Genomic DNA, 18,194 nt, shown 5'->3' with positions numbered 1-18,194 from the left:
CCCCAAACGAACGTTTAAAAGCCTATGGCAATATAGCTTGATGATTGAAGCCTAACCGGAATATGTGGGTATGGCGCATTAGAAACATCACGGAACACTGCGGCAAACTCCGTTAAAGACCTTGTAGCAAACGATACTGAGAAGCCGCCATTGCTGGTATCGAATGGGCCGAAAGCTCCTCCTAAAAAGTATTTTGGAAAAGCTATAGGTAATTGCGCATTTCCGGCTGTACCACTTCCACCATTTGTCACAATCCCCCATTGAATTATTAAATCCCGTCCTCCGCTTAACGGCAGTGTGATCCATCCAGGGGTGGCAAGCGTACCTGTTGCGGCGGGCAGTTTTGCACCCTCTCCCAAACGAAGGTTTTTTATCCACCACGGTCATGATTGTCCGTGTTGGCCATTCTCTGCAGTACAGTCAGAAATGACCATGCTCGATAAAATGGTGGCATCATTCACCACTTTTTTATGGGCGAAAAATCATGCAAATCGGTTACGTGAGGGTGTCAACAAATGACCAAAACACAGTTTTACAACGAAATGCGCTTGAGTGCGCAGGATGTGAGCTGATATTTGAGGACAAAATGAGCGGAAAAACCTCAGATCGGCCAGGGCTAAAAAAGGTCCTGCGCACACTCTCAGAAGGAGACACGCTGGTAGTCTGGAAGCTGGATAGATTAGGCAGGAGCATGCGACATCTTGTTACGCTAATCGAAGACCTGCGCGGGAGAGGGATAAATTTCCGCAGCCTGACCGATAGCATTGACACATCAACTCCTATGGGGCGTTTCTTTTTCCATGTTATGGGAGCCCTTGCTGAAATGGAACGTGAGCTAATCGTTGAGCGCACCCGAGCCGGATTAGCAGCAGCCAGGCAGCAAGGGCGTATCGGCGGCAGGCGACCAAAACTCACAGCGGAACAATGGGCGCAGGCGGGGAGACTGCTGGAAGCAGGAGAGTCGCGGCAACGTGTCGCATTAATTTTTGATGTGGGTATGTCTACACTCTACCGGAAATTCCCTGCGGCATTGTATGGATAACAGAACAATGCAGTGAAGCTGTCTACAAAGTTGATTCACTTCACCATAGGGCGAAACCTAAACACCGGAGGGTTCGCCGTATGGCTCAGGATTATCACCACGGTGTGCGTGTCGTTGAGGTCAACGATGGCACCCGCCCTATTTCAACAGTAAGCACGGCAATTGTCGGTATGGTCTGTACCGGCGATGATGCAGATGCGTCCGTGTTCCCCCTCAATAAACCGGTCCTGCTCACCGACGTGCTGACCGCCAGCGGTAAAGCAGGCGAGTCCGGCACGCTGGCCCGCTCGCTGGATGCAATTGCCGACCAGGCTAAACCCGTGACCGTCGTTGTGCGCGTTGCACAGGGTGAAACCGAAGCGGAGACAACCTCCAACATTATCGGCGGCGTGACAGCCGACGGTAAAAAAACGGGGATGAAAGCGCTGTTATCTGCGCAGTCCCAGCTCGGCGTTAAGCCGCGCATTCTTGGCGTGCCGGGGCACGATACGCAGGCAGTTGCCACTGAGCTGCTGAGCGTGGCGCAGAGTCTGCGCGGGTTCGCCTATCTGTCAGCCTACGGCTGTAAAACGGTAGAGGAGGCCATTGCTTACCGCGCTAATTTCAGCCAGCGCGAGGGGATGCTGATCTGGCCTGATTTCATCAGTTTTGACACCGTGCTGAATGCTGACGCAACGGCTTATGCCTCAGCCCGTGCGCTTGGCCTGCGTGCCAAAATTGACGAACAGACCGGCTGGCACAAATCCCTGTCCAACGTGGGCGTGAATGGCGTCACCGGCATTTCTGCTGATGTGTTCTGGGATTTGCAGGACCCGGCAACCGATGCGGGGCTGCTGAACCAGAACGATGTCACCACGCTGATCCGCAAAGACGGCTTCCGCTTCTGGGGTTCCCGTTGCCTCAGTGACGATCCACTGTTTGCCTTTGAAAACTACACCCGCACCGCGCAGGTACTGGCTGACACCATCGCCGAAGCGCACATGTGGGCGGTGGATGGCGTGCTTAACCCGTCACTGGCCCGCGACATTATCGAAGGTATTCGCGCCAAACTGCGTAACCTGAAAACGCAGGGCTACATCATCGGTGCCGACTGCTGGCTGGATGAGTCCGTAAACGATAAAGATTCCCTGAAAGCCGGGAAGCTCACTATCGATTACGACTATACGCCGGTACCGCCTCTGGAAAACCTGATGCTGCGCCAGCGCATCACCGATCAGTATCTGCTGGATTTCTCCAGCCAGGTCAGCGCGTAAGGGGACAATATGGCTTTACCACGCAAGTTAAAACACCTGAACCTGTTTAACGACGGGAATAACTATCAGGGGATTGTTGAGTCTCTGACCCTGCCTAAATTCGGCCGCAAGTTTGAAAAGTATCGCGGCGGCGGTATGCCCGGTTCGGCTGATGTTGATCTGGGGCTGGATGATGGCGCGCTGGACACGGAATTTTCAATCGGTGGCACCGAACTGCTGTTATTCAAACAGATGGGTAAAGCCACCGTTGACGGTATCCAGCTGCGTTTCACCGGCTCCATTCAGCGTGACGATACCGGCGAAGTGCAGGCCGTTGAGCTGGTTGTGCGCGGGCGACATAAAGAAGTCGATTCCGGCGAATGGAAAACCGGGGAGAGCAACACCACAAAAGTCAGCAGCACCAACAGCTACGCGAAGCTGACCATTAACGGCGAGGTGCTCTATGAGGTTGATGTGATCAACATGATTGAAATCGTTGATGGCGTGGACCTGATGGAAGAACACCGCAACGCCCTGGGCCTCTGATCTACTTTAAAGGCGCGGGCAGCCGCGCCAGTACCTTATTAACAGGAAATGACAATGAGCGAACAACTGACTGAAAAAACCGTACAGCTGGACACCCCAATCAAACGCGGTAAAACCGAAATTGCCGAAATTGTGCTGCGCAAGCCGCAGTCCGGCGCGCTGCGTGGCACCCGTCTGCAGGCGATCATGGATATGGACGTCGGCGCGATGATGACGATTATTCCCCGCATCTCCACGCCCGCGCTGACCGCCCAGGAAATGGCTGAAATGGACCCCGCCGATCTCACCGCGCTGTCGGTTGAGGTGGTCACTTTTTTGTTGAAGAAATCGGTGCTTGCCGGTTTGCCGACAGCCTGACGGTAGAAGACCTGGTGGCTGATATCGCCACCATTTTTCACTGGCCGCCGTCCGTCACTGACGTTATGCCGCTGACCGAAGTGCTGGAGTGGCGGCATAAAGCGATTCAGAGAAGCGGGGCCAGCGATGAGTGACACTAACCTGCGTTTGCAGGTAATTCTAAAGGCGGTTGATAAGCTCACCCGCCCATTCCGATCAGCGCAGGTCAGCTCTAAAGAGCTGGCTACCGCCATTCAGCAAAGCCGCGCAAGATTAAAAGAACTGGACGCCCAGGCGGGCCGTATTGACGGTTTCCGCAAGGCAAGCGCGCAGCTCGCCGTCACCGGCAACAGTCTTAAAGCCGCACGCGAAGAAGCGGCGAAGCTTGCCACGCAGTTCTCGGCAACTAACCGCCCGACGGCGGCGCAGGCTCGTCTGCTTGAGCAGGCAAAAAACCGCGTTAACGAGCTGCAGAGCAAATATAACGGCCTGCGTCAGTCGGTGCAGCGTCAGCGTCTTGCGCTCAATGAGGCCGGGCTGGACACCAAAAAGCTGAGCAGTGCCCAGCGTGAGCTGCGGCAGAATGCCGACGAAACCCGGCAGGCGCTGGACCGACAGCAGAAATCCCTTAAACGCCTGGGCGAGCAGCAGGCCCGTATGAACGCCGTCCGCGATCAGTATTCGCGGCGTCTTGAGGTGCGGGATCGTATCGCGGGCGCGGGAGCAACGACTACTGCCGCCGGGCTGGCGATGGGCGCGCCGGTGATGGCAGCCGTTAAAAGCTATGCCAGCATGGAAGATGCGATGAAAGGCGTGGCAAAGCAGGTTAACGGGCTGCGGGACGACAACGGCAAACGCACAAAACAGTTTTACGACATGCAGGATGCCATTAAGGCCGCCAGTGAACAGCTGCCGATGGAGAATGGCGCCATTGACTATGCCGCGCTGGTTGAAGGTGGCGCCCGCATGGGCGTGACAAACCAGAACGATTCTTACGAAGACCAGAAGCGTGACCTGCTGGCCTTTGCATCCACTGCAGCAAAGGCCGCAACGGCATTCGAGCTGCCCGCTGATGAGCTGGCGGAGGGGCTGGGGAAAATCGCGCAGCTGTATAAAGTGCCGACCCGAAATATTGAACAGCTTGGCGATGCCCTGAACTACCTGGACGATAACGCCATGTCTAAGGGCGGCGATATCATCAATGTGCTGCAGCGCATGGGTGGCGTGGCTGACCGGCTTGATTTCCGAAAGGCGGCCGCGCTGGGTTCCACCTTCCTTTCTCTGGGGGCCGCGCCTGAAATTGCCGCCAGCGCATCAAATGCGATGGTGCGCGAACTGTCGATTGCAACCATGCAGAGCAAGCGGTTCATGGAAGGTATGGATCTGCTGAAACTCCATCCTGAAGAGATTGAAAAGCAGATGACAAAGGACGCAATGGGAACCATTCAGCGCGTGCTGGAGAAGGTCAACAAGCTGCCGCAGGATAAGCGCCTGTCCGCCATGACGATGATATTTGGCAAGGAGTTTGGCGACGATGCGGCGAAGCTTGCAAACAACCTGCCGGAGCTGCAGCGACAGCTGAAACTCACCTCAGGCACTGAGGCTAACGGCTCCATGCAGAAAGAATCCGATATCAATAAGGATTCACTTTCCGCGCAGTGGTTGCTTGTTAAAACGGGCGCGAAGAACGCTTTCAGTAGCCTGGGTGAAACCCTGCGCCAGCCGCTGATGGATATCATGGGGTACGTCAAAAACGTTACCGGGGCACTGCGTCGATGGGTTGAGGCTAACCCGCAGCTGGCGGGCACGCTGATGAAAGTGGCTGCAGCCACAGCTGCGATCACCGTTGTGCTCGGCACGCTGGCGGTGGCCGTGGCTGCCGTTCTGGGGCCGCTGGCGGTGATCCGTTTTGGCCTGTCCGTGTTGGGTGTAAAAACACTCCCCTCCGTTATGTCTGCAGTGACCCGCACCGGGGGCGCGCTGTCCTGGCTGGCAAATGCGCCGCTTTCCCTGTTGCGCCGTGGCCTGGCGGCATCCGGCAGCAGCACCGGATTGCTGGCGTCTCCCCTTAACTCCCTGCGCCGTTCTGCCGGGCTGGCTGGCAATGCGCTGAAAGCGCTGGCCGGTGCGCCGCTTGCTGTCCTTCGCGGCGGAATGTCTGGTATTCGCAACATTATCGGCATGGTAATGAATCCGCTGGCCGCGTTGCGCGGGGGATTATCCGCAGCCGGTGGCGTGCTGCGTTTTCTGGCGTCCGGCCCGCTGGCCCTCCTTCGCGTTGCGCTGTACGGGATTTCTGGATTGCTGGGCGCCCTGCTTAGTCCGATAGGGCTCGTTGTGGCGGCGCTGGCTGGCGTGGCGCTGGTTGTCTGGAAATACTGGCAGCCGATAAGCGCATTTTTAGGCGGAGTGGTTGAAGGATTCAAAGCTGCAGCTGCGCCTATCAGTGCGGCGTTTGAGCCACTGCAGCCTGTTTTCCAGTGGATAGGTGACAAGGTCCAGGCATTGTGGGGCTGGTTTACTGATCTGCTGACGCCGGTTAAATCCACCTCTGCAGAACTGCAAAGCGCGGCGTCGATGGGGCGGCAGTTTGGGGAGGCGCTGGCGGCAGGGCTGAACATGGTCATGCACCCGCTGGATTCGCTTAAATCGGGCGTGTCCTGGCTGCTTGAAAAACTTGGCATTGTCAGCAAGGAAGCGGCCAAAGCGAAGCTTCCTGAGCAGGTCATGCGGCAGCAGCCAGCCACGGTAAACAGAGACGGTAAAGTGGTGCTGCCGCCTGGCGGATTCCCGCCGATGGGTTTTGCTGGCATGTACGACAGCGGCGGTACCATTCCTCGCGGCCAGTTCGGCATCGTGGGTGAGAATGGCCCAGAGATCGTTAACGGGCCCGCCAATGTCACCGGCAGGAAACGGACTGCTGATCTGGCAAGGGTGGCGGCAACGCTCAATCCATCCCGGACGGAACTGGCCAGCGCTAAACAATATCCTGAACGCGCGATAGTTCTGCCGCCTGATAGTGTGAACGGTCCGGCAAATCTTCCGGTAATCAATCGTACAACTGAGCTGGTGAAACTGGCGGCAACGGTAAGCCCGGTTCGTGATGTAACAGCCAGCCCGGAGCAACGGCCTGAAAGCAGGTTAATACTGCCGCCTGAGATTGTTAACGCCCCGGTAAATCGTCCTGGTCGGGAGCGTGCTGCGGAGCTGGCTGATATCGCTGCGGCTGTCATGCCAGCACCGGCCATTACGGAAATCACGGATAACAGGGCTGACCCGATGGCTATGCGCCAGAAGGTGTTCGCTTCCGTGGTCGCTGGCGTAATGGGCCTGGCGGCTGCCCCGGCAGAAGCCGCACCACTTCATCCGCACAGTGTACCTGTCAGGACGCAACCGGCGCCGTCGGCGAAGGCAGAAAGACAGCCGCAGGTCATTAAGTACGAGATAAGCGCGCCAATTCATATTGTCGCCCAGCCAGGGCAAAGCGCGCAGGATATCGCCCGAGAGGTGGCCCGGCAGCTTGATGAGCGAGAGCGCAGGGCCAGGGCAAAAACACGCAGTAATTTCAGTGATCGAGGGGGTTACGAATAATGATGATGGTGCTGGGGTTATACGTATTCATGCTGCGCACCGTACCCTATCAGGAGCTGCAGTATCAGCGCAGCTGGCGGCACGCTGCTAACAGCCGGGTAAACCGGCGCCCGACAACGCAGTTTCTTGGGCCGGATAACGATTCGCTTACGCTGTCCGGCGTCCTGCTGCCGGAGATTACCGGCGGCAGGTTGTCTTTGCTGGCGCTGGAGCAGATGGCGGAGCTGGGGAAAGCCTGGCCCTTGATTGAGGGGAGCGGGACGATTTACGGCATGTTTGTGATCGAGAGTCTGAGCCAGACAAAAACAGAATTTTTTGAGAGCGGTATGCCCCGGCGCATCGAATTTTCGCTGAGCCTGAAACGGGTGGATGAATCGCTGTCTGATATGTTTGGCAGCCTCAGCAATCAGCTCAGTAATTTGCAGGACTCCGCTACCTCTGCGATAGGCAATCTGAAAAATACGGTTGGGGGGTTACTGCATTGAATTTCAGCTCTGAACTCCTGAACCTGAACAGTAAAACCCCCGGTTTCAGCATCATCATTGAAGGTAAAGATGTGACTACCTTGCTGGATGCGCGCCTGATGAGTCTGACGCTGACGGATAACCGGGGCTTTGAAGCGGACCAGCTTGATCTGGAGCTGGACGACTCGGACGGGAAAATCGTTCTGCCGCGTCGGGGGGCAATTATTCAGTTTGCGCTGGGGTGGAAAGGTCAGCCTCTTTTTCCGAAAGGGACGTTTACTGTCGATGAGATTGAGCACAGCGGCGCGCCTGACCGTCTCACAATCCGCGCGCGTAGTGCAGATTTCCGTGAAACCCTTAATACGCGGCGTGAAAAGTCCTGGCACCAGACAACGGTGGGCGAAGTCGTGAAGGAAATCGCGGGCAGGCATAAATTAAAGATGGCGCTGGGAAAGGACCTGTTGGACAAGCCTGTTGATCATCTTGACCAGACTAATGAAAGCGACGCCAGCTTTTTGATGAAGCTGGCGCGGCAGTATGGGGCGATAGCCTCAGTTAAGGACGGCAATCTGCTGTTTATCCGCCAGGGGCAGGGCAGAACGGCAAGCGGTAAGCCGCTGCCGGTTATCACCATCACCCGCCAGGCCGGTGACGGTCATCGTTTTACCCTGGCTGATCGCGATGCCTATACGGGGGTAATTGCCAGCTGGCTCCATACCCGTGAGCCAAAGAAAAAAGAGACAGCAAAGGTTAAGCGCCGTCGAAAGAAAACCACTGCGGCAAAGGAGCCGGAAGCAAAACAGGGAGATTACCTGGTTGGAACGGATGAAAACGTGCTGGTACTCAACAGAACTTATGCAAACCGCAGCAATGCAGAGCGAGCGGCAAAGATGCAGTGGGAGCGCCTGCAGCGCGGGGTAGCAACATTCTCCCTGCAGCTTGCAGAGGGGAGGGCTGATCTGTATACCGAAATGCCGGTGAAGGTGAGCGGCTTTAAACAGCCCATTGATGATGCCGAATGGACCATTACCACCCTGACGCATAGTGTCAGTGCAGATAATGGTTTCACTACGGCTCTGGAACTTGAAGTGAAGATTGATGATCTCGAAATGGAGTAATGGGTTCTCAAAATTGAATAATAATGTATCATTATTGTGATTTTGGCAAAAGTGGTGGGATAACCGGAATGATGAATTGTCCAGAGTGCGGCCAGGCAGCCCATACAAGAAGCAGTTTTCAGGTATCAGCAACAACCAAAGAACGTTACAACCAGTGCCAAAATATCAACTGCGGTTGTACTTTTGTCACGCATGAAACATTTGTTAGGCATATCATAAAGCCTAATGTGATTTCTTCTGCGCCCCCACATCCGGGAAAGGATGGGCAAGGGCACATGAATTTTTAAAAAGAACCCGCTTTCAAAGCGGGTTTTTTTGTCGCCAGTCCAAAAGCCTGTCGCCATTTTGCCGCCATTAGAATAGAAAAAGGGGCTACGTTTTCACGTAACCCCTTGTTTTATTTGGTGGAGCTGGCGGGAGTTGAACCCGCGTCCGAAATTTCTACATCCTCGGTACTACATGCTTAGTTTGTCTTTACATTCGCACGCCAGCTGCGGACAGACACGCCACTAACGAACTAGCCTGATTAGTTTTAACGCTTCAACCCCAGGCAGGGTTTCCACGCGATCTCTTTTGGGTTTGACCTCTCTTTGATCCCCGTCTTAAGAGCGGAAGCTAGGGAGAGAGGGCTCTTAGCAGGTTATTAAGCTGCTAAAGCGTAGTTTTCGTCGTTTGCGACTATTTTTTTGCGGCTTTTAACGAGGCAAACCGCCCCTCGGCATGCACCTTGGGTTTCGCAAATCCCGTCGAATCCAGAATCAGCCCCAATAGTGTTGAACTCAGTATACCAGATTTTACTTCCTCGACACCAGCCCGAAACGCTAACTTATTGAATAGTACAATAAGTGCGCAGAATCAACGTCCTGCGTTTTTCATGATACGTGCTTTGTCGAGCTGCCACTCGCGTGCTTTCAGGTCAGTACGTTTGTCGTGCTGTTTCTTACCTTTCGCCACGCCGATTTTCACTTTGCACCAGGCATTTTTCCAGTACAAAGAGAGCGCCACCACGGTGAAGCCTTCGCGGTTGATGCGTCCGTAGAGGGATTCCAGTTCGCGCTTGTTCAGCAGCAGCTTACGGGTGCGGGTAGGATCGCAGACGTAATGTGAAGAGGCGACGGTCAGCGGCGTAAAGTTCGCGCCGAACAGGAAGGCCTCACCGTCTTTCAGGATCACGTAGCTGTCGCCGATATTGGCTTTCCCGGCACGCAGCGATTTTACTTCCCAGCCCTGCAACGCAAGGCCTGCCTCGAATTCTTCTTCGATGAAATACTCGTGGCGAGCACGCTTGTTAAGCGCAATGGTCGCCGAACCAGGTTTATGTGCTTTTTTCTTCGTCATAAGTGTCGTAAAGCCGTCGGTAATCTGATTTTAAAAAGTCACCTCATTGCGTCCTGTGAGGTCTAACGCGCTATCTTAGCACGAGATAAGGCTTAGCGTTTTTTTAACAGGTGATAAATGTTATTATTTGTCTGTTGTGTGACCATGGAAAATGCTATGCCTCAGATTAGCCGTACCGCGCTTGTTCCTTACAGCGCGGAACAAATGTATCAGTTAGTGAACGACGTTCAGTCCTATCCGGAATTTATTCCGGGATGCACCGGTAGCCGGGTGCTGGAATCCGGCCCGACGCAGATGACTGCGGCCGTGGATGTCTCCAAAGCGGGGATCAGCAAAACGTTCACCACGCGCAATACCCTGACGAGCAATCAGAGTATTTTGATGCATCTGGTGGATGGTCCGTTTAAAAAACTGATGGGGGGGTGGAAGTTTACGCCGCTGAGCGCTGACGCCTGCCGCATTGAGTTTCATCTGGATTTTGAATTTACCAATAAGCTGATCGAACTGGCGTTTGGCCGTATCTTTAAAGAGCTGGCCTCGAATATGGTTCAGGCGTTCACCACGCGCGCCAAAGAGGTTTACAGTGTCGCATAAGATTGCTGTTGAGGTGGTGTATGCGCTGCCGGAGAAGCAGTATTTGCAGCGCGTGACGCTTGAAGAGGGCGCCACCGTTGAGGCGGCTATCCGGGCCTCCGGCATCCTTGAACTTCGCCGTGATATTGACCTGGCGAAGAATAAAGTCGGCATTTATAGCCGTCCGGTTAAGCTTGCTGATGCGCTGAAGGATGGCGATCGGGTTGAGATTTATCGCCCGCTGATTGCTGATCCGAAAGAGCTGCGCCGTCAGCGAGCGGAGAAATCGGGTAAGTAACGCTTTCTCCCCCGGTGGCGCTTCGCTTACCGGGACTACGATTCTGCGTAAGAATTCAGATACAAAAAAGGTGCTCAATGAGCACCTTTTTGCGTTGCTGACGCCTGATTATTTGGTCAGGGCAGGCTTGTTGTCGATGTTGGTCAGCACGCCGGCACTGCTGAAGGTCAGCGTCAGGGTTTGCTGGGTCACATCTTCATGACCAGGCTGCTGGCGGAATACATAGAACCAGGTGTTTGTGCCGAACGGATCGGACATCATCGGGGTTCCCAGGGCATAAGCGACCTGCTGTTGTGTCATACCCACGCGGATTTTGGACACATCGTTGGGGGTAAGGTAGTTCCCCTGGTTGATGTCAGGACGGTAAACCACTTTCTCCAGAGTGGAACAGCCTGCGGTCAACATCAGAAGAACCGCTGCGGCAGCGGTCAGCGTTTTACAGCGCATAGTGATTTGATTCCTTTTCGGGCCCGAGCAGTACGCGGCTCATATGTAATATGCCGATGATAATAGACCTTGCCCCACTTTGAAACCGGTCTGGCGGCGTTTTTGTTGTTCTGTATGACCCTGAGATCCCGAAAAAGTTTATGCCGCCAGCAGTTCTTTCGCATTCGCAAGCGTATTGCGGGTGACTTCACTGCCGCCGAGCAGGCGTGCCAGCTCCTGCAAGCGTGAGCGTTTATCCAGCGGCTTCATGTGCGTTTCCGTCATTTCGCCATCGGTTTCCTTGCTGACGATAAAGTGGTGATGACCACAACCGGCGACCTGCGGCAGGTGAGTCACACACATGACCTGCGTCGATTCACCTAACTGACGCAGCAGTTTGCCGACAACGGCCGCGGTCGGGCCGCTGATACCCACATCCACTTCATCGAAAATCAACGCCGGGGTTTCCATTTTACGGGCGGTAATCACCTGAATGGCCAGGGCGATACGCGACAGTTCACCGCCGGAAGCCACTTTCGAAATCGCCTGCAAAGGCTGGCCCGGGTTGGTGGTGACGCGGAATTCTACGCGGTCTGCGCCTTCCGCCGTCAGGTGATTCTCTTCAAAGCGAACATCTATGGTGAACACCCCATGCGGCATCGCCAGCGTATGCATGCTGTCGGTAATGTGCTGGCTAAGCTCCAGCGCATAGTGTTGCCGCACGTCATGCAGCCGTTTCGCCGTTTCCAGCGCCTGCTGATGATGCAGATTGACCGCCAGAGACAAGGTTTCAAGGGAATCGGCCTGATCGTCCAGCTGCTGCTGTTCCTCCAGCAGAGACTGATAGTAATTCGGCAGCTCTTCCGGGGTTACGTGATGCTTACGCGCCAGTGAAATCTGACGGGAGATGCGTTGCTCAAGTTCGAACAGACGGTTCGGGTCGAGATCCAGACGTTCACAATAGTGGCGCAGCTCATCCCCGGCTTCTGAAATCTGAATCGCGGCCTCTTCCAGCATTTCCAGTACGCCAGAAAGCTTATTGTCCATGCCGGTCAGTTCGGTCACAAGCTGACGCACGTTATACAGCTGGCTCTGCAAATTCACGTCTTCGCCATCCGCCAGCATGTTAAGGGCAGTCTGGCTGGTGGAAAGCAGCTGACCGCTGTTGGCCAGACGCTTGTACTCTTCGTCGATTTGCTCAAATTCACCCGCCTGCGGGTTAAATTCGTTCAGCTCTTTCAGCTGATATTCCAGCAGCTCGGCGCGCGCGGTACGCTCCTGGCTTTGCTGCTGATGCTGCGCAAGTTCGCGGCAGCTTTGATGCCACTGACGATAGTGCTCCGCCATGAGTTGAGTAAGCGCGTACTCACCTGCGTAGCCATCAAGCAGGGCTTTCTGTTGTTCGGGTTTGATTAACTGCTGGTGCGCATGCTGACCATGGATCTGGATGAGCAGCTGGCCCAGCTCGCGAAGCTGGGAAAGGGGAACCGCTGTACCATTGATAAAACCGCGGGAGCGGCCATCGCTGCTGATGACGCGGCGAAGTAAACACTCACGTCCGTCTTCGAGCTGGTTCGCTTCCAGCCAGCGCAGGGCGGCAGGTGTGTCTTTCAACGAGAAGCGGGCGCAGAGATCGGCACGGGCGGCGCCTGTGCGCACCATATCCCCCTCAGCACGACCGCCGAGGCACAAGCCGAGGGCATCAATGGCAATGGATTTACCTGCACCGGTTTCACCGGTAATCGCCGTCATTCCGCTATGGAAGTCGATCTCAAGCTCACGAACAATGGCAAAGTTGCTGATGGTCAGTTGTGCCAGCATAATTGTTTTCCTGTATGAAAAACCATAACTGTGTTTGTATACAGTATAAACTGGTTTTATATACAGTAAAGTGCTGGATGCAAAATCAGAACAATTTTTTTGACCAGCCGAGCTTGGAGCTTAATGTGTTGAAATAGCTGTAATCTTTCGGGTGAATCAGGTTCAGATGGTAATCGCAGCGGCGAATGAGGACATCTTCACCTTCCTGAATGGGGAGCGCAATCTGACTGTCGCAGCTGATCTCCAGGTCGTTACGGCGATGGGAAAAACGCAGGCGGATGGTGCTGTCGCCGTTGATCACCAGCGGACGCGCCGAGAGCGTATGCGGGAACATCGGCACCAGAGTAATGGCATTCAGCGATGGCGTCAGGATTGGGCCTCCGGCTGAAAGCGAGTAGGCAGTTGACCCCGTCGGGGTTGAAATAATCAGCCCGTCAGAACGCTGCGAGAAAGCGAAGATTTCGTCGATATAGACTTCGAACTCGATCATGTGCGCCACTTTACCGGGATGGAGAACCACCTCGTTAATGGCGGTGCTGATGCGCTTCTGGCAGTCCTGCTGACACACCTGGGCTTCCAGTAAAAACCGTTTTTCACTGATATAGTGGCCTTCCAGCACGTCCGCCAGCTGCTGCTGCGCATTGTCCGGGTCGAGGTCGGTCAGGAAACCGAGATTGCCACGGTTAATACCAATAACCTTAATATCATAGCGAGCCAGCGTTCGCGCCGCGCCCAGCATATTGCCGTCGCCACCGACCACCACGGCGAGATCCGCCTGCTGGCCAATTTCCGCCAGCGTGCCGGTTCTGACGCTTTTAAGCTGCAACTCCTGGGCGATCTGCTGCTCGACCATCACTTCATAGCCTTTACCACACAGCCAGCGATACAACATTTCATGTGTCGTCAATGCGGTAGGGTGACGCGGATGGCCGACGATCCCAATACACCTGAAATGATTATTCATTTTCTGGAGGTCCTTGTGCCTGATGAATGATGACAATCTGCCTTGTTCCCTTGAATCCAGGAAACTGATCCCCATAATAAGCGAAGTTAGCGAGATGAATGCAGAAAAACGCGGAGAAATTCATGAGTAGTAAAGAACAGAAAACGCCTGAGGGGCAAGCCCCTGAAGAAATTATCACGGAACAGCACGATGAAGTTGAGGCAGTAGAGCCAGACACGTCTGCTGAGCAGGTGGACCCGCGCGATGAAAAAATTGCCAACCTGGAAGCTCAGTTGGTAGAAGCGCAGAATCGCGAACGCGATGGCGTACTGCGTATCAAAGCGGAAATGGAAAACCTGCGCCGTCGTACCGAGCTGGACGTTGAAAAGGCGCACAAATTTGCGCTGGAGAAATTCGTCAACGAACTGCTTCCGGTGATCGACAGCCTGGATCGCGCGCTGGAAGTGGCGGATAAAGCTAACCCGGATAACGCGGCGATGATTGAAGGCATTGAGCTGACGCTGAAATCCATGCTGGATGTGGTGCGTAAGTTCGGTGTTGAAGTGATTGCCGATACGGATGTACCGCTGGATCCAAACGTTCACCAGGCCATTGCGATGGTGGAATCCGAAGACGTTGCCGCGGGTAACGTGCTGGGCGTGATGCAGAAAGGGTATACCCTGAACGGTCGTACTATTCGCGCTGCGATGGTGACCGTGGCGAAAGCGAAAGCATAACGTGCTGCCTGTAGTGCCGGGTGGCGGCGTTCGCCTTACCCGGCCTACATTTTATTCGGCGATACTTTCGCGTAAAGGTTTAACGGGCAGGACCTTCACCTGCTTAATCATGTTGTCCTGAACGTCCAGAATATCAATATCATACTGTTCAATGCGCACGCGCGTGCCTGCCGCCGGGATCTCTTCCAGCGCTTCCAGGATCATTCCGTTCATCGTCCGCGCTTCGTCTTCCGGCAAATGCCAGTTGAACGCTTTATTGATTTCACGAATGTTGGCGCTGCCGTCGATAAGCACTGACCCGTCGTTTTGCGGGGTGACTTCTTCCGCAAGGGAAGGCGACATTGACGTGGTAAAGTCCCCGACAATCTCTTCCAGAATATCTTCGACCGTCACCAGCCCCTGTATATCGCCGTATTCATCCACCACCAGGCCGACTTTCTTCTTGTTTCGCTGGAACTTCACCAGCTGCGTGCTGAGTGGGGTGCCTTCCGGCACGTAGTAAATTTCGTCGGCGGCGCGCAGCATTACCTCTTTGGTGAACTCGTTTTTCTCAGTCATCAGACGATAGGCCTCGCGCACGCGCAGCATGCTGATGGCATCGTCGAGGGAATCGCGATAGAGGACGATACGCCCGTGCGGGGAGTGTGTCAGCTGGCGGACAATGGCCTTCCAGTCGTCGTTGATATCAATCCCGACGATTTCATTGCGCGGCACCATGATGTCGTCAACGCTGACCTTTTCCAGATCCAGCACCGACAGGAGCATGTCCTGATTGCGGCGGGAGATCTGCGAGCGGGATTCATTCACGATGGTACGCAGTTCGTCTTTGCTGAGCGCGCTACTAATGGTGACGTCTGCCTTTATACCCACCATGCGCATCAGCACCCGTGTCACCATATTCAGCAGCCAGACCAGCGGCATCATCAGAATAAGCAACGGTGCTAACAGAAAGCTGCTCGGGTAGGCGACTTTTTCCGGGTAAAGCGCGGCGATGGTTTTGGGCAGCACTTCCGCAAACACCAGCACCACAAACGTGAGCACACCTGTGGCAATCGCCACGCCTGCGTTGCCGTACAGACGCATCCCGACGATGGTGCCCAACGCAGAAGCGAGAATATTGACCAGGTTGTTACCGATAAGCACCAGGCTAATCAGCCGGTCCGGCTTACGCAGAAGCTTTTCGACACGACGCGCGGCACGGTTACCCTGCTTGGCGCGATGGCGTAACCGGTAGCGGTTCAGCGTCATCATGCCGGTTTCAGAGCCAGAGAAATAAGCGGAGATGACCACCATGATGACCAGAATGACGATCAGCGTGGTGGTAGAGATGTGTTCCAGGGGGAACTCCTTTTGTTACTTAGCCAGCAAATTGCTGTATGAAGCGGCTACCAAAATAGGCAAGCGTGAGAATGCCCGCACCCGCTACGTTGAACCAGACCACGCGACGACCGCGCCAGCCTTCATGATAATGGCCCCATAACAGGACAATATAGACAAACCACGCGATGATGGAGAGGACCGCTTTATCGATATTCTCCACGCTGAACAGGTTCTTCATATAAAACAAGCCCGTGCACAGCGTCAGCGTCAGCAGAACCACACCGACCTGGGTGATGTGGAACATCTTACGCTCAATCACCATCAGCGGCGGCATTTCGTGGTTAAACGCCAGCTTTTTATTTTTCAGCTGGTAGTCAATCCAGGCGAGTTGCATGGCGTAAAGGGCGGCGATGATCAGCGTCGCGTAGGAGAACAGCGACAGGCCAATATGCACCAGCATCCCCGGCGTGGCTTCCAGGTGAGTAATAAACTCATTGGGCATGAACGTGGCTAACGCCAGGTTGATCAGCGCAAAGGCGTAGACTATCGGCAGCAGCAGCCAGCCACGGTTTTTAGACGCGACAATGGTCATGACCGTACAGATCATCAGGCTGACCAGCGAGCCGACGTTCAGTACGCTCAGATTCTGCACGCTGCCGTCGCCGGGAATGATGCGTGATTCCAGCGCAAACGCGTGGCTAATCAGTGCGATCACTGCCGAAAGAATAGCCATGCGCCGCCAGCCGCTGTTTTTTTGCAGCAGGCCAGGAATGATCAGCGCGAGGCTGACAGAGTAGGCAACAAGGGCGATCAGTGCGAAAACAGGCATATAGGCGTCGACAGTTGTCTTAATAAGAAAGAGAAGCAGTATAACGTTACGTGACGCCTGCTCCAACCGTTGCATAACAACAAAGGCGCCTTCATGTTATACTCCGGCAAAATTCTGTGTATGTGTCGCCCAGGCGACCTAACGTTTCTACCCCAGGCGAGAGACAATGTTTGATAATTTAACCGATCGTTTGTCGCGCACGCTGCGCAACATCAGCGGCCGTGGACGCCTCACCGAAGAGAACATCAAGGAAACGCTGCGCGAAGTGCGCATGGCGCTGCTGGAAGCAGACGTCGCGTTGCCGGTCGTGCGTGATTTTATCAACCGCGTGAAAGAGAAAGCGGTTGGCCATGAAGTGAACAAGAGCCTGACTCCGGGTCAGGAGTTCGTCAAAATCGTCCGTAACGAACTGGTTTCGGCGATGGGTGAAGAGAACCAGGTGCTTAACCTGGCGGCTCAGCCGCCGGCCGTCGTGCTGATGGCGGGTCTGCAAGGTGCGGGTAAAACCACCAGCGTTGGTAAGCTGGGGAAATTCCTGCGCGAAAAGCACAAGAAAAAGGTGCTGGTGGTGTCGGCGGACGTGTATCGCCCGGCGGCGATCAAACAGCTGGAAACGCTGGCCGAGCAGGTTGGCGTAGACTTCTTCCCGTCCGACGTGGCGCAGAAGCCTGTCGATATCGTTAACGCGGCGCTGAAAGAGGCGAAGCTGAAATTCTACGACGTGCTGCTGGTGGATACCGCCGGTCGTCTGCACGTTGACGAAGCGATGATGGACGAAATCAAGCAGGTGCATGCCTCTATCAATCCGGTAGAGACCCTGTTTGTTGTTGACGCCATGACCGGTCAGGATGCGGCAAACACCGCGAAAGCGTTTAACGAAGCCCTGCCGTTAACCGGCGTGGTGCTGACCAAAGTCGACGGCGATGCCCGCGGCGGTGCGGCGCTCTCTATTCGTCATATCACCGGTAAGCCAATCAAGTTCCTCGGCGTGGGCGAGAAAACCGAAGCGCTGGAGCCGTTCCATCCGGATCGTATTGCCTCCCGTATCCTCGGCATGGGCGACGTGCTGTCGCTGATCGAAGATATTGAAAGCAAGGTTGACCGCGCGCAGGCGGAAAAACTCGCCAGCAAGCTGAAAAAGGGCGACGGTTTCGATCTGACCGACTTCCTTGAGCAGCTGCGTCAGATGAAAAACATGGGCGGCATGGCAAGCCTGATGGGCAAACTGCCAGGCATGGGCCAGATCCCGGACAACGTCAAATCCCAGATGGATGACAAAGTGCTGGTGCGTATGGAGGCCATCATCAACTCGATGACGCTGAAAGAGCGCGCGAAGCCAGAAATCATCAAAGGTTCCCGTAAACGCCGTATCGCAGCCGGTTGCGGCATGCAGGTGCAGGACGTTAACCGCCTTCTGAAACAGTTCGACGACATGCAGCGCATGATGAAGAAAATGAAGAAAGGCGGCATGGCGAAGATGATGCGCGGCATGAAAGGCATGATGCCTCCCGGTTTTCCTGGGCGTTAATCGCTTTTGAGATTGCTTTTTGCCCGAAAATGAGTAAAATTTTCGGGCTTTT

Annotated in this window: 20 protein-coding genes and 1 other RNA gene; 13 read left to right on the top strand and 8 right to left on the bottom strand. The window is 54.9% G+C overall.

The window, feature by feature from the left end; translation table 11 throughout:
• Positions 1 to 14 precede the first annotated feature (14 nt).
• A complete protein-coding gene (locus tag ACQG1Y_RS17510) occupies positions 15 to 359 on the bottom strand; it encodes a gp53-like domain-containing protein (RefSeq protein WP_426736887.1) in 345 nt (114 codons plus the stop codon).
• 125 nt (positions 360 to 484) lie between these two features.
• On the opposite strand from ACQG1Y_RS17510, the gene ACQG1Y_RS17505 reads away from it, so the two are divergent.
• From ACQG1Y_RS17505 to ACQG1Y_RS17465, 9 genes are all read left to right on the top strand, one after another.
• Positions 485 to 1,042 (top strand): recombinase family protein, encoded by a 558-nt coding sequence (locus ACQG1Y_RS17505; protein ID WP_414234821.1) that lies wholly within the window; start codon positions 485 to 487, stop codon positions 1,040 to 1,042.
• Positions 1,043 to 1,122: 80 nt separating this feature from the next.
• Positions 1,123 to 2,295 carry a phage tail sheath protein gene (locus ACQG1Y_RS17500; protein WP_007848866.1) on the top strand — a complete coding sequence of 391 codons (1,173 nt, stop codon included), beginning with the start codon at positions 1,123 to 1,125 and terminating at the stop codon, positions 2,293 to 2,295.
• Between the two features lie 9 nt (positions 2,296 to 2,304).
• Positions 2,305 to 2,820: a phage major tail tube protein gene (locus ACQG1Y_RS17495; RefSeq protein WP_007848874.1), complete on the top strand. Its 516-nt coding sequence runs from the start codon at positions 2,305 to 2,307 to the stop codon at positions 2,818 to 2,820.
• Positions 2,821 to 2,874: 54 nt separating this feature from the next.
• The gene (locus ACQG1Y_RS17490) at positions 2,875 to 3,177 is read left to right on the top strand and encodes a phage tail assembly protein (protein WP_007848877.1); all 303 of its coding nucleotides are present in this window, start codon (positions 2,875 to 2,877) and stop codon (positions 3,175 to 3,177) included.
• 14 nt (positions 3,178 to 3,191) lie between these two features.
• Positions 3,192 to 3,311, top strand: coding sequence for a GpE family phage tail protein (locus ACQG1Y_RS17485; protein ID WP_007848878.1), 120 nt, complete (start codon positions 3,192 to 3,194; stop codon positions 3,309 to 3,311).
• Positions 3,304 to 6,747, top strand: a complete 3,444-nt coding sequence (locus tag ACQG1Y_RS17480) for a phage tail tape measure protein (RefSeq protein ID WP_426736883.1) — start codon at positions 3,304 to 3,306, stop codon at positions 6,745 to 6,747. The genes ACQG1Y_RS17485 and ACQG1Y_RS17480 overlap by 8 nt, the downstream gene beginning before the upstream one ends.
• Entirely contained in the window at positions 6,747 to 7,232 is a 486-nt protein-coding gene (locus tag ACQG1Y_RS17475) for a phage tail protein (protein WP_414234819.1), read from the top strand. The genes ACQG1Y_RS17480 and ACQG1Y_RS17475 overlap by 1 nt, the downstream gene beginning before the upstream one ends.
• The gene (locus ACQG1Y_RS17470; protein WP_414234818.1) at positions 7,229 to 8,329 is read left to right on the top strand and encodes a phage late control D family protein; all 1,101 of its coding nucleotides are present in this window, start codon (positions 7,229 to 7,231) and stop codon (positions 8,327 to 8,329) included. The genes ACQG1Y_RS17475 and ACQG1Y_RS17470 overlap by 4 nt, the downstream gene beginning before the upstream one ends.
• Positions 8,330 to 8,397: 68 nt before the next feature.
• Positions 8,398 to 8,616: an ogr/Delta-like zinc finger family protein gene (locus ACQG1Y_RS17465; protein ID WP_045334934.1), complete on the top strand. Its 219-nt coding sequence runs from the start codon at positions 8,398 to 8,400 to the stop codon at positions 8,614 to 8,616.
• Positions 8,617 to 8,731: 115 nt separating this feature from the next.
• Here ACQG1Y_RS17465 and ssrA read toward each other — a convergent pair.
• Positions 8,732 to 9,095, bottom strand: a transfer-messenger RNA (tmRNA) gene (ssrA, locus tag ACQG1Y_RS17460).
• Between the two features lie 89 nt (positions 9,096 to 9,184).
• On the bottom strand, positions 9,185 to 9,667 hold the full coding sequence (gene smpB / locus ACQG1Y_RS17455) for an SsrA-binding protein SmpB (protein WP_003863115.1): 483 nt from the start codon (positions 9,665 to 9,667) through the stop codon (positions 9,185 to 9,187).
• A 156-nt stretch (positions 9,668 to 9,823) separates the two neighbouring features.
• On the opposite strand from smpB, the gene ACQG1Y_RS17450 reads away from it, so the two are divergent.
• Positions 9,824 to 10,261, top strand: coding sequence for a type II toxin-antitoxin system RatA family toxin (locus ACQG1Y_RS17450; RefSeq protein WP_003863117.1), 438 nt, complete (start codon positions 9,824 to 9,826; stop codon positions 10,259 to 10,261).
• A complete protein-coding gene (locus ACQG1Y_RS17445; protein WP_045340478.1) occupies positions 10,251 to 10,538 on the top strand; it encodes an RnfH family protein in 288 nt (95 codons plus the stop codon). The genes ACQG1Y_RS17450 and ACQG1Y_RS17445 overlap by 11 nt, the downstream gene beginning before the upstream one ends.
• A gap of 108 nt (positions 10,539 to 10,646) precedes the next feature.
• Here ACQG1Y_RS17445 and bamE read toward each other — a convergent pair whose 3' ends face one another.
• The 3 genes from bamE to nadK all read right to left on the bottom strand — a co-directional run bounded on the left by bamE (position 10,647) and on the right by nadK (position 13,749).
• A complete protein-coding gene (gene bamE, locus ACQG1Y_RS17440; RefSeq protein ID WP_003863121.1) occupies positions 10,647 to 10,985 on the bottom strand; it encodes an outer membrane protein assembly factor BamE in 339 nt (112 codons plus the stop codon).
• A 138-nt stretch (positions 10,986 to 11,123) separates the two neighbouring features.
• Entirely contained in the window at positions 11,124 to 12,785 is a 1,662-nt protein-coding gene (recN, locus tag ACQG1Y_RS17435; RefSeq protein ID WP_015571579.1) for a DNA repair protein RecN, read from the bottom strand.
• An 85-nt stretch (positions 12,786 to 12,870) separates the two neighbouring features.
• Positions 12,871 to 13,749: an NAD(+) kinase gene (gene nadK / locus ACQG1Y_RS17430; RefSeq protein ID WP_368740903.1), complete on the bottom strand. Its 879-nt coding sequence runs from the start codon at positions 13,747 to 13,749 to the stop codon at positions 12,871 to 12,873.
• A gap of 122 nt (positions 13,750 to 13,871) precedes the next feature.
• Here nadK and grpE point away from each other — a divergent pair, with 122 nt between their 5' ends.
• On the top strand, positions 13,872 to 14,465 hold the full coding sequence (gene grpE / locus ACQG1Y_RS17425) for a nucleotide exchange factor GrpE (RefSeq protein WP_003863126.1): 594 nt from the start codon (positions 13,872 to 13,874) through the stop codon (positions 14,463 to 14,465).
• Between the two features lie 51 nt (positions 14,466 to 14,516).
• Here grpE and ACQG1Y_RS17420 read toward each other — a convergent pair whose 3' ends face one another.
• Positions 14,517 to 15,803: an HlyC/CorC family transporter gene (locus ACQG1Y_RS17420; RefSeq protein ID WP_026094274.1), complete on the bottom strand. Its 1,287-nt coding sequence runs from the start codon at positions 15,801 to 15,803 to the stop codon at positions 14,517 to 14,519.
• A gap of 19 nt (positions 15,804 to 15,822) precedes the next feature.
• Entirely contained in the window at positions 15,823 to 16,614 is a 792-nt protein-coding gene (locus ACQG1Y_RS17415) for a cytochrome C assembly family protein (RefSeq protein ID WP_014832951.1), read from the bottom strand.
• 166 nt (positions 16,615 to 16,780) lie between these two features.
• Here ACQG1Y_RS17415 and ffh point away from each other — a divergent pair, with 166 nt between their 5' ends.
• On the top strand, positions 16,781 to 18,142 hold the full coding sequence (gene ffh / locus ACQG1Y_RS17410; RefSeq protein WP_003863132.1) for a signal recognition particle protein: 1,362 nt from the start codon (positions 16,781 to 16,783) through the stop codon (positions 18,140 to 18,142).
• Positions 18,143 to 18,194: the final 52 nt, after the last annotated feature.

This window comes from Enterobacter cloacae complex sp. 397G4, assembly GCF_050031515.1.
Lineage (GTDB): Bacteria > Pseudomonadota > Gammaproteobacteria > Enterobacterales > Enterobacteriaceae > Enterobacter > Enterobacter hormaechei_C.
The sequence above is the reverse complement of the archived record's forward strand: the minus strand, read 5'-3'. Positions and strand labels throughout refer to the sequence as shown.